Annotated in this window: 12 protein-coding genes and 1 pseudogene; 11 read left to right on the top strand and 2 right to left on the bottom strand. The window is 57.0% G+C overall.

Annotation, left to right across the window (positions count from 1 at the left end; genetic code table 11):
- Positions 1-443 (bottom strand): annotated as a pseudogene (locus BMY54_RS03555) (hypothetical protein); the annotation flags it as partial.
- Positions 440-1,495: a PD-(D/E)XK nuclease domain-containing protein gene (locus BMY54_RS03550; protein ID WP_093429960.1), complete on the bottom strand. Its 1,056-nt coding sequence runs from the start codon at positions 1,493-1,495 to the stop codon at positions 440-442. The pseudogene BMY54_RS03555 and the gene BMY54_RS03550, both read right to left, overlap by 4 nt.
- Before the next feature lie 858 nt (positions 1,496-2,353).
- Between BMY54_RS03550 and BMY54_RS03545 the strand changes: the two genes are divergently transcribed.
- From BMY54_RS03545 to BMY54_RS03495, 11 genes are all read left to right on the top strand, one after another.
- Complete coding sequence (locus BMY54_RS03545; RefSeq protein WP_093429959.1) at positions 2,354-2,920, top strand: PBECR2 nuclease fold domain-containing protein; 567 nt, start codon at positions 2,354-2,356, stop codon at positions 2,918-2,920.
- Positions 2,921-3,216: 296 nt separating this feature from the next.
- Entirely contained in the window at positions 3,217-3,678 is a 462-nt protein-coding gene (locus BMY54_RS03540; RefSeq protein WP_093429958.1) for an Lrp/AsnC family transcriptional regulator, read from the top strand.
- A 222-nt stretch (positions 3,679-3,900) separates the two neighbouring features.
- Positions 3,901-5,583: a flavin monoamine oxidase family protein gene (locus BMY54_RS03535; protein ID WP_093429957.1), complete on the top strand. Its 1,683-nt coding sequence runs from the start codon at positions 3,901-3,903 to the stop codon at positions 5,581-5,583.
- Positions 5,584-5,595: 12 nt separating this feature from the next.
- Positions 5,596-6,390, top strand: a complete 795-nt coding sequence (locus BMY54_RS03530; RefSeq protein WP_093429956.1) for a carbon-nitrogen hydrolase family protein — start codon at positions 5,596-5,598, stop codon at positions 6,388-6,390.
- 38 nt (positions 6,391-6,428) lie between these two features.
- Complete coding sequence (pqqF, locus tag BMY54_RS03525; RefSeq protein WP_093429955.1) at positions 6,429-8,843, top strand: pyrroloquinoline quinone biosynthesis protein PqqF; 2,415 nt, start codon at positions 6,429-6,431, stop codon at positions 8,841-8,843.
- 156 nt (positions 8,844-8,999) lie between these two features.
- Entirely contained in the window at positions 9,000-9,074 is a 75-nt protein-coding gene (gene pqqA / locus BMY54_RS03520; RefSeq protein ID WP_003422658.1) for a pyrroloquinoline quinone precursor peptide PqqA, read from the top strand.
- Positions 9,075-9,155: 81 nt separating this feature from the next.
- On the top strand, positions 9,156-10,067 hold the full coding sequence (pqqB, locus tag BMY54_RS03515) for a pyrroloquinoline quinone biosynthesis protein PqqB (protein ID WP_093429954.1): 912 nt from the start codon (positions 9,156-9,158) through the stop codon (positions 10,065-10,067).
- A gap of 136 nt (positions 10,068-10,203) precedes the next feature.
- The gene (pqqC, locus tag BMY54_RS03510; protein ID WP_093429953.1) at positions 10,204-10,956 is read left to right on the top strand and encodes a pyrroloquinoline-quinone synthase PqqC; all 753 of its coding nucleotides are present in this window, start codon (positions 10,204-10,206) and stop codon (positions 10,954-10,956) included.
- Positions 10,953-11,228 carry a pyrroloquinoline quinone biosynthesis peptide chaperone PqqD gene (pqqD, locus tag BMY54_RS03505; protein ID WP_007910068.1) on the top strand — a complete coding sequence of 92 codons (276 nt, stop codon included), beginning with the start codon at positions 10,953-10,955 and terminating at the stop codon, positions 11,226-11,228. Before pqqC ends, pqqD begins: the two co-directional genes overlap by 4 nt.
- Positions 11,221-12,360 carry a pyrroloquinoline quinone biosynthesis protein PqqE gene (gene pqqE, locus BMY54_RS03500; protein WP_016983158.1) on the top strand — a complete coding sequence of 380 codons (1,140 nt, stop codon included), beginning with the start codon at positions 11,221-11,223 and terminating at the stop codon, positions 12,358-12,360. The genes pqqD and pqqE overlap by 8 nt, the downstream gene beginning before the upstream one ends.
- A complete protein-coding gene (locus BMY54_RS03495; protein WP_093429952.1) occupies positions 12,326-14,137 on the top strand; it encodes a S9 family peptidase in 1,812 nt (603 codons plus the stop codon). The genes pqqE and BMY54_RS03495 overlap by 35 nt, the downstream gene beginning before the upstream one ends.
- Positions 14,138-14,151 lie beyond the last annotated feature (14 nt).

Raw genomic sequence — 14,151 nt, 5'->3', positions numbered from 1 at the left:
TCAATCTCAAACACCCCCTCTCTCTCTACCGTTTGCTTAAACTCAGATTTATTACTATTATAATCCTCATATTTAATCCTTATCTCCATCTTTTTACCAACCCACACAAACTTCACCTCGGAGCCTGTCTCCTCCAACTTCTCTTTGAGTGCTTGGGCTACAACCTCTAATTTACTTTCACTAAAAGTGTTAGCCAAATGGGTTATGGTGCTTCTCTCTCTTCTATTATCAGAACCAAATATTCCCGCAATTTTCTGGTGATCATAATAATCATGATTCAATCTACTGAAGTACATAGCAGATGTATCACGTTCAGTATCAGGAGAGATCAAAATCCCTCGACTCAAAAACAACTCCTTCATATCTGCATTTTTGAAATTATATTGAAGCAGCGCGTCATACACTGCTTTATCTGACGCGTAGTACAGATGACCACTCTTCATTGATATCTCCACGCCAAATGACCAGGCATATAATTAGGAACAGTAACATTCACCATTTCAAACTCTATCCGCTCCAATTCTGATCTTTTGTAAGAGTCCATCCCCCAAGCGGCCAAATATAGATTTTTTGCCATTTCAAACTTGCTATGCATATCAGGGCTTGGACTATGATGCGCAACCCGAATTTTTATAGAACACTTACCGCGTAATATTTGAAATCTTGATAGCGAATCTAACAAGTACCTAAATTCGTGCTCAGTCGACCCATCTTGATTATAATAAATAATATAGCCTTCGTTATCTGATCCTGAATCAGGTTCTGACGGATCAATTTGACTAGTACCTCCATGCTTTACAATCATATAGGGGGAGCACATCAATTCTATAGTCGCAGGTAGGTTATCTGGATCCCCATGAGATTTATGCAGGTAAAGATCCGGATAGAAAAATGAATAGTCTTTTATGGGAAACTCATTCTCCGCGTATAAATTTTTCATATCCGCCACTACCGTATATAGATATCTGATCCTCAACGCATCCAGAATGTGCAAAACCTGCCCTTCCTGAAGGCCTATTTTATCGGTATTTATAGGCTCTATCATTTTAAGAAAATCATTATGATAATCGCCATCATGATTATATATAAACAGCAACCCTCTTATTTCATATGATCTAGAATCTAATATGTATTTACCTTGCCACTCCGGACTTGACCTTGCACAATCAATGGTCTTAGCCAAAGACTCTATAGCCCCAGTGATACTTGCCGTGCTGATACTTGTTTTAGCATAACTTTTTAAATCAGTATTAAGCATTACTACCTTATTAAGATAGGGATCGAAATACTTAAAAACCACATCAACGGGATGGGTATAGTTTAAAACTGCGGGAGCCTTAGCCGGCTTTTTTTTCGGTGGCGGCTTGTGCTTTTCTACCTTATGGCAGTTAAAGTTCTCATCCATTACAGGAGTCGCCTCCCATTTAAACCATTTAAATATATCCTTGGTCACCCTGACTGCGACTTCGGAAATATTTGCAACTTCTCCACTCATATATTCACACCTTAAACCTAATACTGCGAGACAGAATGACACACAGGAAAGCTAATTACCTATCCCCGAACAGCCTGGATTCTCCAGCGCTTTTTGGCTACCGTTATCACTTGCTATATGGTTCACGGTGGAGGCTACTGACACGTTAACTCGCATAAGATGTATGCGATCGATAATAATACGCGCACAAAAAAGTTGGCGTTTATATAATCGAATATAACCGCAGCATTGAAATGGAAGAGACTCTTTCTGCTGAGAATCTGACTTCCTGTCATAGAACCCGCTGATCAACATCGGTCCCGTCCACGCATCCGTGTTCACCATCAAAATACACGGAATGGTAGCGTACAGCCATCAACTGCGATCATCTCAGCCTCCAGCCGCGTAAACCAAGCCCATCCCGTAAAAAGCTCCCATCCGTCGAGCGCACAACAAGGTAGAAAGGCCGCTACAGGATGAGTACTTTTGCAGTACAGTGCGCAGCTTAGGTCAGTTTCTCCAGATTACGCTCAACACCTTTAACTACGGGGCCTCCAGCTATGCCAACCTACGTTCACCTACGGACGGTTTCTCAAGGCATATCAGCTCGCCCAGCAACTCATAATCCTTTGGTCCACGGTTCAAGTCCGTGTGGGCCCACCAAATTGAAAGCCGCGCTAAATGCGCGGCTTTTTCTTGGGCGATGGATTAGGGTTCGACGTCTTGGCGAGCGCAATGCACGAAGGGCATTGTTAGGAATACAACCGCAAGATCTGTAGGAATGTTCCAAAGCTAGGTTTTCTCCCCTCTCCGCGCGTTGTTGACCGTTTCTCCAGACGAGTAATCTCCGGACGCCTCCGCCCGTCCAGGATCGATTTCATGCTCGTGAATGCTGCGCCACTGATAAAGGAAGCAGCCGACCAGCAAACCTGGATCGACCTCGCCTTACCCGATCTCAGAACCTTATCGAGAGAACTTCGGTCAGCCGCAATAGAAGAGGTAAAAAGGGCTGAGGACGCAGAAGGCGCGCTCAAAATCCTCTCGGATCACTTTGGGTTTGTCGACGAGTCATTATTGGCCGTTACCATCCTCACGCCCATCGGGAACGTCGCGGTCCTGAGAGACAAACTGGCCCACATCGTCGAGAAACGTCCAGATTCCCGAGAACGTTATGTTCGACATGCCTTAGATACGCTGACGGGACCTTTTGAAGTATGGAAAGTTCTCTACGATACCGGCGGATACCGAATGGCATTCATAAACGCCTACGAGGCAAAAAACGACATGCTTGTCGTGGTCGATGTGCGCAACGGGCATGTCCTCTGGAACTTCATGCACGCTCCCGCCAGAGCGATGAACAAACACCGCCAAGGCGAGCTTTTGTACAAGCGGTACATTCTTGAAGACAAAGAAAAGGGCAGCCATTTGGCTGCCCTTAATATTTGAATCCTGATATTTGCATCCTCAGGAAATGGGATGAAGAGGTCTCACCTTACACCGATGTTGCAGCATCGCTGAGGTACCTACGTCCACTAATGCCCTGCAAGGCAGCGGATTTCGCGCTCTTGCTGGCATTCTTGATAAATAGGCCAACCAAGTCAAATCAAATATCCGATGTATTGTTTCAGCGCAACGATGGCATCGATTCTTGGGTGAACAATTCAAACATCGCCTGCAAGCGTGTTGCTGACAGTGTCTGTAACATGCGTACTCACCGCCCCCACACCCATGGAGCCGCCCCCTTGCCCGACACCCGCACGCCCGTGCTTGATGAAATCGACCGCCAGTTGATCGCCGCCCTGCAGATCAACGCCCGCGAAAGCGTGGCCATGCTCGCCCGGCAGTTGGGCATCGCGCGCACCACCGTGACTTCACGCTTGGCGCGGTTGGAAAAGGCCAAAGTGATTACCGGTTATGGCGTGCGCCTGGGTCAGCGCGTGGTCGATGGCGGGTTGCAGGCGTACGTCGGGATCAAGGTGCAGCCGCGTTCCGGAAAAGAGGTGTTGCGCCGCCTGAGTGCGATGGCGCAGGTGCAGCAGTTGTGTGCGGTGAGTGGCGAGTTTGATTATGTGGCGTGGTTGCGCACCGATTCGCCGGAGCAGCTGGACCAGTTGCTGGATCAGATCGGGAGTGTAGATGGGGTCGAGAAGACCACGACTTCGATCATCTTGAGCAGCAAGATTGATCGGGGGCAGCCGGTTTAAGGTCTTGATCGGGCTTCTCGGCTGGATTTCAGGGCCTCTTCGCGAGCAGGCCCCTCCTAAACTTTGGTCCATATGCAGTCTTTGATCGTCATATTGATCTGCTAACTGGCAAAACGACGACACTTTGCGTCTTATTAACGTATTCCACGCTCCCTAGAATGGCAGGCATCTTTTCCTATACTCAGACGCGCATCCTGCGTCGGGTCGCCAGCAAGGTCAGCCATGAACAAGAACAATCGCCATCCTGCAGACGGTAAGAAACCAGTCACCATTTTCGGCCCGGACTTTCCGTTCGCGTTCGACGACTGGATCGAGCACCCGGCCGGTCTCGGCACTATTCCTGAACATCATCATGGCGCTGAAGTGGCGATCGTCGGCGCTGGCATCGCCGGCCTGGTAGCGGCTTACGAGCTGATGAAGCTCGGCCTGAAACCGGTGGTCTACGAGGCTTCGAAGCTCGGCGGGCGTCTGCGCTCGCAAGCGTTCAACGGCACTGACGGCATCGTCGCGGAACTGGGTGGCATGCGTTTTCCGGTGTCCTCCACCGCGTTCTATCACTACGTCGACAAGCTCGGCCTGGAAACCAAACCTTTCCCGAACCCGCTGACGCCGGCCTCCGGCAGTACCGTGATCGACCTGGAAGGCAAAACCCATTACGCACAAAAACTGGCGGATCTTCCTGCACTGTTTCAGGAAGTGGCTGACGCCTGGGCGGACGCACTGGAAGCCGGCTCGCAGTTCGCCGATATCCAGCAAGCCATCCGCGATCGCGATGTGCCCCGGCTGAAAGAGCTGTGGAACACGCTGGTGCCGTTGTGGGACGACCGCACCTTCTACGACTTCGTCGCCACCTCAGAGGCCTTCGCCAAACTGTCGTTCCATCACCGCGAAGTGTTCGGTCAGGTCGGTTTCGGCACTGGCGGCTGGGACTCGGATTTCCCCAACTCGATGCTGGAAATCTTTCGTGTGGTGATGACCAACTGCGACGATCACCAGCACCTGGTGGTCGGTGGCGTCGAGCAAGTCCCACAAGGCATCTGGCGGCATGTGCCGGAGCGTTGCGTGCACTGGCCGGAAGGCACCAGCCTGAAATCCCTGCACCGTGGTGCGCCACGCTCGGGGGTGAAGAAAATCGCTCACGCGCCCGATGGCCGTTTCGCGGTCACCGACAATAATGGCGACACTCGCGAATACACCGCTGTGCTGACCACTTGCCAGAGCTGGCTGCTGACCACCCAGATCGAATGCGACGAAACCCTGTTCTCGCAGAAGATGTGGATGGCCCTCGACCGCACCCGTTATATGCAATCGTCGAAGACTTTCGTGATGGTCGACCGGCCATTCTGGAAAGACAAAGACCCGGAAACCGGCCGCGACCTGATGAGCATGACCCTCACCGATCGTCTGACCCGCGGCACTTATCTGTTCGACAACGGCGACGACAAACCGGGGGTGATCTGCCTGTCGTACTCGTGGATGAGCGACGCCTTGAAGATGCTTCCGCACCCAGTGGAAAAACGCGTTGAGCTGGCGTTGAACGCGCTGAAAAAGATCTACCCGAAAGTCGACATCGCCGCGCGCATCATCGGCGATCCGATCACCGTATCGTGGGAAGCCGATCCGTACTTTCTCGGTGCGTTCAAGGGCGCCCTGCCCGGCCACTATCGCTACAACCAGCGCATGTACGCGCACTTCATGCAGGACGAGATGCCCGCCGAGCAGCGCGGGATTTTCATCGCTGGCGACGATGTGTCGTGGACACCGGCGTGGGTTGAAGGCGCAGTGCAGACATCGCTCAACGCGGTGTGGGGGATCATGAAGCATTTCGGCGGTTCGACACATAAAGCGAACCCGGGCCCGGGTGATGTGTTCAAAGACATCGGCCCTATCGCCCTGCCCGAGTAAGAGGAATCCCTGATGCGTGTAGCCCTTTACCAATGTCCACCGCTGCCCCTGGACCCCGCCGCCAACCTGCAACGCCTGCATCAAGTGGCGATGGAGGCCAAAGGCGCCGATCTGCTGGTGCTGCCGGAGATGTTCATGACCGGCTACAACATTGGCGCCGAAGCGGTCGGCACCCTGGCCGAGGTCTACAACGGGGAATGGGCGCAACAGATCGGCCGCATTGCCAAGTCGGCCGGTTTGGCGATTCTCTACGGTTACCCCGAGCGCACGGCGGACGGGCAGATCTACAACGCCGTGCAGTTGATAGACGCCAACGGTGAGCGCCTGTGCAATTACCGCAAGACGCACCTGTTCGGTGACCTTGATCGCTCGATGTTCAGCCCCGGTGAAGGCGATTTTCCGGTGGTTGAACTGAACGGCTGGAAACTCGGTTTCCTGATCTGCTACGACCTGGAGTTCCCGGAAAACGCCCGACGCCTGGCCCTCGACGGCGCCGAGCTGATTCTGGTGCCGACGGCGAACATGATTCCGTTCGATTTTATCGCCGATGTCTCCGTACGCGCCCGCGCCTTCGAAAACCAATGCTACGTGGCCTACGCCAACTACTGCGGCCATGAAGGCGATATCCATTATTGCGGGCAAAGCAGCATCGCCGCGCCTGACGGCAGCCGTATCGCTCAGGCCGGTCTGGACGAAGCGTTGATCGTCGGCGAACTGGATCGGCAGTTGATGGTCGATTCCCGCGCGGCCAATCGCTACCTCAGCGACCGCCGCCCGGAGCTTTACGGCGCGCTGAACAAGCGCTAATCCGCTAGCATGGGCACTTCACTGTTCTGGAAGTGCCCATGCCTGCGCCGACTCACCCCCGCCCCCACACCGAAACCCTGGCCAACGGCTTGCGCGTGACCCTGCGTCATGTGCCAGGCCTCAAGCGCAGTGCCGCTGCCCTGCGGGTGGCTGCCGGTAGTCATGACGCGCCATTGGCGTGGCCCGGGCTGGCGCATTTCCTCGAGCATTTGCTGTTTCTCGGCACTGAGCGTTTTCCGGCGGACGAAGGGTTGATGGCCTACGTGCAGCGCCACGGTGGCCAAGTGAATGCCAGCACTGGCGAACGCACCACTGACTTTTTCTTTGAGCTGCCGACGCGCTCGTTCAGCGAGGGGGTGGAGCGTCTGTCAGACATGCTCGCCAAGCCGCGTATGAATCTGGACGATCAGCTGCGGGAACGAGAAGTGTTGCAGGCGGAATTTGTCGCCTGGTCGCAAGATCCTGCGGCTCAGCAGCAGTTTGCGTTGTATGAGGGTTTACCGGCAGAGCATCCGTTGCGCGGATTTCATGCGGGGAATCGGGATAGCCTGAAAGTCGAATTGCCAGCGTTTCAACAAGCGTTGAAGGATTTCCACCAGCCGTTCTATCGCACCGGACAAATGAGCTTGAGCCTGGTGGGGCCGCAGAGCCTTGAAGAGCTGCGTGCACTGGCCGAGCAGTTCGCAGCGGCTTTACCGGCTGGGGATAAAATTGTGCAGGCTGCGCCCCTGCAACTGGCGGTGAAAAGTTATCAACAGGCCGCTGAGCGACGCGCCAATCTGCTGTTTGCGTTCGATGATTTGCCGGAGTCTTCCGCCGAGGCAATGGCATTCCTCTGCCACTGGCTGAACAGTGCCAAGCCCGGTGGGTTGCTGGCGCATCTGCAGGAGCAGAATCTGGCGGATGATGTGAAAGCCGCACCACTGTACTGCTTTGCCGGGCAAGCCTTGCTGCATCTGGCATTCATCGCACCAGCCGAATCGATGAACGTCATTAGCGAACGCGCAAAGGATTGGCTGAGCTTCTTCGCGCAACAGGATTGGACGCCGCTGCGGGCGGAATACATGGCCCTGGTTCAGCGCCAGCAACAAGTCAGCGGTGCGCTGCAACTGGCACGAGTCGACAGCGAGCGACAAGAGAGTGGGCTGTCCGACAGCGGCATCAGCGCCCTCAAACACCTGCTCCGTGAAATCGGTGTTGTGGATAACTTCAGCGCCCACTGGCGATTACCTGCTGCCAATCCATTTCTGCGCGCCAGCGAACCGCTCGCCAATGCGGGCCTGATTCGCGGCCAGACCAGCGCCCACCGTGGCCTTCGTACATTTGCTCAGGATCGCTCGCGCGGCCGTCGCGAACGCTCGCCGATGCAGTTCAGCCAGGTCTTGCCGGACAGCGGCGATGAAGGCGCGATTTATCTGCGTTGGCAGGTTGAGTCTGCCGCCAGCCCTGATCTGCACTCGAGATTGCAACGCAGTCTCCGGCAAACTCAGCAAGACGCGCGCGAGGCTGGAGTCGAGTTGTCTTTCAGCACCACAGGGCATCAATGGTTGCTCAAGCTCAATGGCCTGCAGGAGCCAATGCCCAGCGTCCTGGAGCATGCGCTGAAATGTCTGACGCAAGTTGACGCCGATTCGTTGCGTAGTGAGGCGGAAACGCCGCTGATCCCCATTCGCCAGTTGCTGAAAGCGCTGCCGGAACAGGCGCTGGAATCAGCTAAAACCAGCGACGACGCCCAACAGCTGTGGACAACTTCGCATTGGGACGGCCTCGCGTTGGGACTGAGCCAACAGACCCAATCCGCCATGGGCCTGGCCCTGAGCCGGGTTCCCGGCATCCCGGACAACCATCTGGCAGCGCCGGCGGCAATCACCGCGCAAAAACACTGGCGCCATGTCGATACCGCCTCCAGCGAACACGCCGTGCTGTTGTTCTGCCCCGGCGCCAGCCGCGACATCGTCGAGGACGCCGCGTGGCGACTGTTGGCGCAGGTGTGCCAGACGCCGTTCTACCAGCGCCTGCGCGTCGAATTGCAATTGGGCTACGCGGTGTTCAGTGCGCTTCGCCAGATGAATGGCCAAACCGCCCTGCTGTTCGGTGTGCAATCTCCGAGCGCCAGACCTGCGGAGTTGCTCGAGCACATTCAACAGTTCCTCAAAGGTATGCCCGCGCTGATCGAACAACTTGATGAGGTCAGCCTCAACCAGCGGCGGCAAAACCTCGCGGATCAATTCGACGACGCCAATCTATCCAGCAAAGATGCTGCCGAGTTGCTCTGGCAGGCCAGACTCGCAGGCCACTCGTCGGATTATCTTGGGCAATTGCTCGCCGCCATTGGCCAACTCGATCGCCAGGCGTTGTTTAACGCAGCACAGCGCTTGATCAACGCCGAAGGCGGCTGGCTCTGTCTCGCCAGCGACCCCGCGCCCGGTAACCCATGGCAAACGACAAATTGATCATTACCGAGGCTGCAAGGAGCTTTCTCGAATATTCACGGGCAAACCCGGTGAAATTTTGAGTAACATAGCCGCCTAACTATTTGGAACATCTTTGCGCTGCCGTGGACTATACCTATGGACAGCGCTATCCCATCCACCCTGAAGGAGACACCCATGTCCTGGACAAAACCTGCTTACACCGACCTGCGTATCGGCTTCGAAGTCACCATGTACTTCGCCAGCCGCTGAGTTCTGCTTACGTAGAATTGCAGTGCAACGCCTCGGCTCGCCGGGGCGTTTTATTTTCCGCGTAGAAATGATGGAGCGTTCATGTTCGTCCAGATTCTGGGTTCGGCCGCCGGTGGCGGTTTTCCGCAGTGGAACTGCAACTGCGTCAATTGCGCAGGCTTTCGCGACGGCAGCCTGAATGCCAAGGCCCGCACTCAATCGTCCATCGCGATTTCCGATGACGGCGTGAACTGGGTGCTGTGCAACGCCTCGCCGGACATCCGCGCGCAGCTGCAAAGCTTCGCCCCGATGCAACCGGGCCGCGCCCTGCGTGACACCGGCATCAGCGCGATCATCCTGATGGACAGCCAGATCGACCACACCACCGGCCTGCTCAGCCTGCGCGAAGGCTGCCCGCATCAGGTCTGGTGCACGGACATGGTTCACGAAGACCTCAGCACCGGTTTCCCGTTGTTCAAGATGCTTACCCACTGGAACGGCGGGCTGGACTGGAACCGCATCGAACTCGACCAGAGCTTCACCGTGGCGGCGTGCCCGAACCTGCGTTTCACCCCGCTGCCCCTGCGCAGCGCGGCGCCGCCGTACTCGCCGCATCGCTTTGATCCGCACCCGGGCGACAACATCGGTTTGATCGTTGAAGACCTGAACACCGGCGGCAAATTGTTCTACGCGCCGGGTCTGGGCAAAGTCGATGCGCCGTTGCTGGAAATCATGGCGAGCAGCGATTGCCTGTTGGTCGACGGCACGATGTGGGATGACGATGAAATGCAGCGCCGTGGCGTAGGCACGCGTACCGGTCGTGAGATGGGCCATCTGGCGCAGAACGGCCCTGGCGGCATGCTCGAAGTGCTGGAGCAGTTGCCTGAGCAGCGCAAAGTGCTTATCCACATCAACAACACCAACCCGATTCTCGACGAAGATTCGCCGGAGCGTGCTGAGTTGGCCCGGCGTAATGTTGAAGTGGCGTTCGATGGCATGAGTATTGTGCTGTAGCCACCGGCCTCTTCGCGAGCAAGCTCGCTCCCACATTGGATCTGTGGCGTTCACAAACCCTGTGGGAGCGAGCTTGCTCGCGAAAGCGTCCGAATAAACACCCAGGATTCCAACGGTTGTTCCCCGGAGAACCGCAATGACCGACACCCCGCTGTCCCCCGCCGAATTCGAAGCGGCCCTGCGCGCCAAAGGCGCCTACTACCACATCCACCACCCCTACCACGTGGCGATGTACCAAGGCCGCGCCACCCGCGAACAGATTCAGGGCTGGGTCGCCAACCGCTTCTACTATCAGGTGAACATCCCCCTGAAGGACGCGGCGATCCTCGCCAACTGCCCCGATAGGGAAATCCGCCGCGAGTGGATTCAACGTCTGCTCGACCATGACGGCGCCCCAGGCGAAGACGGCGGCATCGAAGCCTGGCTGCGACTCGGTCAAGCGGTCGGCCTCGATCCGGATCAATTGCGCTCCCAGGAACTGGTACTGCCCGGCGTACGTTTCGCCGTCGATGCCTACGTCAACTTCGCCCGCAGGGCCAGTTGGCAGGAAGCCGCCAGCAGCTCGCTGACTGAACTGTTCGCGCCGCAGATCCATCAGTCGCGCCTCGACAGCTGGCCGCAGCATTACCCGTGGATCGACCCGGCCGGTTACGAATATTTCCGCACCCGCCTCGGTCAGGCCCGGCGTGATGTCGAGCATGGTCTGGCGATCACGCTTGAGCACTACAAGACCCGCGAAGGCCAGGAACGCATGCTGGAAATTCTCCAGTTCAAACTCGACATTCTTTGGAGCATGCTCGATGCCATGAGCATGGCCTACGAACTGAACCGCCCGCCGTATCACAGCGTCACCGAACAACGCGTCTGGCATAAAGGAATCACCTTATGAGTTTCGACCGCAGCAAAGTCCCGACCTGGCGTCCCGGCTACCGCTTCCAGTACGAGCCGGCGCAGAAAGGTCACGTGCTGCTCTACCCCGAAGGCATGATCAAACTCAACGACAGCGCCGCGCTGATCGGCGGCTTGATCGACGGCGAACGCGACGTTGCGGCGATTATTGCCAAACTCGATGAGCAGTTCCCCGGCGTGCCCGAGCTCGGTGACGACATCGAGCAATTCATGGAGGTTGCCCGTGCGCAGCACTGGATCGAACTTGCCTGATCTGCCGCCCAAGCCTGAAGTCGGCCTGCCGCTGTGGCTGCTCGCCGAGCTGACCTACCGCTGCCCGCTGCAATGCCCGTACTGCTCCAATCCGCTGGATTTCGCCGAGCAGGGCAAAGAGCTGAGCACCGAACAGTGGATCAAAGTGTTCCGCGAAGCGCGGGAGATGGGCGCGGCGCAACTGGGCTTTTCCGGAGGCGAGCCGCTGGTGCGTCAGGATCTCGCCGAGCTGATTCATGAAGCGCGGCAGTTGGGTTTCTACACCAACCTGATCACCTCCGGCATCGGCCTGACCGAGCAGAAAATCAGCGACTTCAAGAAGGCTGGCCTGGATCACATCCAGATCAGTTTTCAGGCCAGTGACGAGCAAGTGAACAATCTGCTCGCCGGCTCGAAAAAAGCCTTCGCGCAGAAGCTGGAAATGGCCCGCGCGGTGAAGGCCCACGGCTATCCGATGGTGCTGAACTTCGTCACCCACCGGCACAACATCGACAAGATCGACCGCATCATCGAGCTGTGCATTGCGCTCGAAGCGGATTTTGTCGAGCTCGCCACCTGCCAGTTTTACGGTTGGGCACAGCTCAATCGTGTCGGTCTGTTGCCGACCAAAGAGCAACTGGTCCGTGCCGAGCGCATCACCAACGAATACCGCGCGAAGCTGGAAGCCGAAGGGCATCCGTGCAAGCTGATTTTCGTCACCCCGGATTACTACGAAGAACGCCCGAAGGCCTGCATGAACGGCTGGGGCAGTATTTTTCTGACAGTCACACCGGACGGCACCGCCCTGCCTTGTCATGGCGCCCGACAGCTGCCGGTGCAATTTCCCAATGTGCGCGATCACAGCATGCAGCACATCTGGTACGACTCGTTCGGCTTCAACCGCTTCCGTGGTTACGACTGGATGCCCGAGCCGTGCCGTTCGTGCGACGAGAAAGAAAAAGACTTCGGCGGCTGCCGCTGTCAGGCGTTCATGCTCACCGGTGATGCGAGCAATGCCGACCCGGTGTGCAGCAAGTCCGAACATCACGGCGTGATTCTCAAGGCCCGCGAAGAAGCCGAGACTGCCACTCAAACCATCGAACAACTGGCCTTCCGCAATGAACGAAACTCGCGCCTCATTGCCAAAGGCTGAGCCTTTCAGCGCCTCGCAAGCCGTCGCTGCCGGGATGGACTTTGCCGAACTGCAGCTCGGTGCCAATGGGCTGTTCTGGAATGAATATCGTCCTGAAGATGCCGCCTGCCGGATCTGGCATTGGCGCGATGGATTGGCGAAATGTCTGACGCCGAATGGTTTTAGCGTGCGCAGTCGCGTGTACGAATATGGCGGCGGTGCGTTTTGTCTGACACCCGATGGGGTGGTTTTCGTTGCTGAGGCGGATCAGCAGTTGTATCGCCAGACGCTGGGTGGTGAGCCAGAGGCGCTGACGTCGGGCGAATGCCGTTACGGCGATGTGCATTTTGCCTACGGCCAGGTTCTGGCAGTTGAAGAACAGCTGGATCAGCATCGGCTGGTGGCGATTGATCTGGCTGATGGCCGTCGACATTTGTTGGCTGAGGGCGCGGATTTTTATGCGGCACCAATCATCAGTGTGGATGGCCAGCGTTTGGCCTGGATCGAGTGGAGTCGGCCGCATCAGCCGTGGACGTCGACCCGGTTGATGGTGGCTGAGCGTTCGACCAATAGCGCTTTTGGTTCGCCGCGATGCGTTGCCGGCGCCGAGTTTGAAGAGTCCATCCAACAACCACGATTCGATGCCGACAATCGCCTTTATTGCCTGACCGATCGTGGTGGATTCTGGCAGCCGTGGGCTGAGACTTCCGACGGTTTGGAGCCATTGCCTGCTGCGCAAGCCGATCACGCGCCGGCACCGTGGCAACTGGGCGGCTGCACTTGGCTGCCTGTTGAGAATGCGTTTTTGGCGAGCTGGAGCGAAGGTGGTTTTGGTCGCCTGACGCTCGGTGACGAAGATTTCACTGGTGACTACAGCCGCTTCCGTCATCTCGCTGTGGATGAGCGATTTATCTACTGCATCGCCGCCTCACCGATCAGTCCTTCGGCGGTCATCGCCGTTGATCGAACCACGCGAGAAGTGAACGTGCTGGTGGGTGGCGTAGCGCCCTTGCCTGCTGAGCGCATCAGCCGTCCGCAAACCCTGTGCTACCCAAGCGGTTCGGGCGAAGCGCATGGGTTCTTTTATCCGGCCATGAGCGGCGAGACAAACCCGCCGCTGGTGGTGTTCATCCACGGCGGCCCGACATCGGCCTGCTACCCGATGCTCGACCCGCGCATTCAATACTGGACGCAACGCGGCTTCGCCGTGGCCGATCTCAACTATCGCGGCAGCAGCGGGTATGGCCGCGAATATCGGCAGGCCTTGCATCTGAGCTGGGGTGAGGTGGATGTCGAGGATGCTTGTGCGGTGGTGAGTTATCTCACCGGCCAGGATTTGATCGACGGTGATCGCGCATTCATTCGTGGCGGCAGCGCAGGTGGCTACACCACGTTATGTGCGCTGGCGTTCAAGCAAGTCTTCCGCGCTGGAGCGAGTTTGTACGGCGTCAGCGATCCGGTTGCATTGGCTCGGGCTACGCACAAATTTGAAGGTGATTATCTGGACTGGCTGATCGGCGATCCCGAGCAAGACGCCGAACGCTACGCCGCCCGCACGCCGTTGTTGCACGCAAACAATATCCGCGTACCGGTGATTTTCTTTCAGGGTGAGCTGGATGCCGTGGTCGTGCCACAACAGACCCGCGACATGGTCACGGCGCTGGAGCAGAACGACATCCCCGTCGAAGCGCATTACTACCCCGACGAACGCCACGGCTTCCGCCGCGCGGCCAATCAGGCGCATGCGCTGGAGCAGGAGTGGAAGTTCTATCGGCGGGTGATGGGATTGGCGGACTGAGCACCGCGCCCCGT

The organism is Pseudomonas sp. ok266 (genome assembly GCF_900110195.1).
In the GTDB taxonomy this organism is placed as follows: Bacteria; Pseudomonadota; Gammaproteobacteria; order Pseudomonadales; family Pseudomonadaceae; genus Aquipseudomonas; species Aquipseudomonas neuropathica.
The sequence above is the reverse complement of the archived record's forward strand: the minus strand, read 5'-3'. Positions and strand labels throughout refer to the sequence as shown.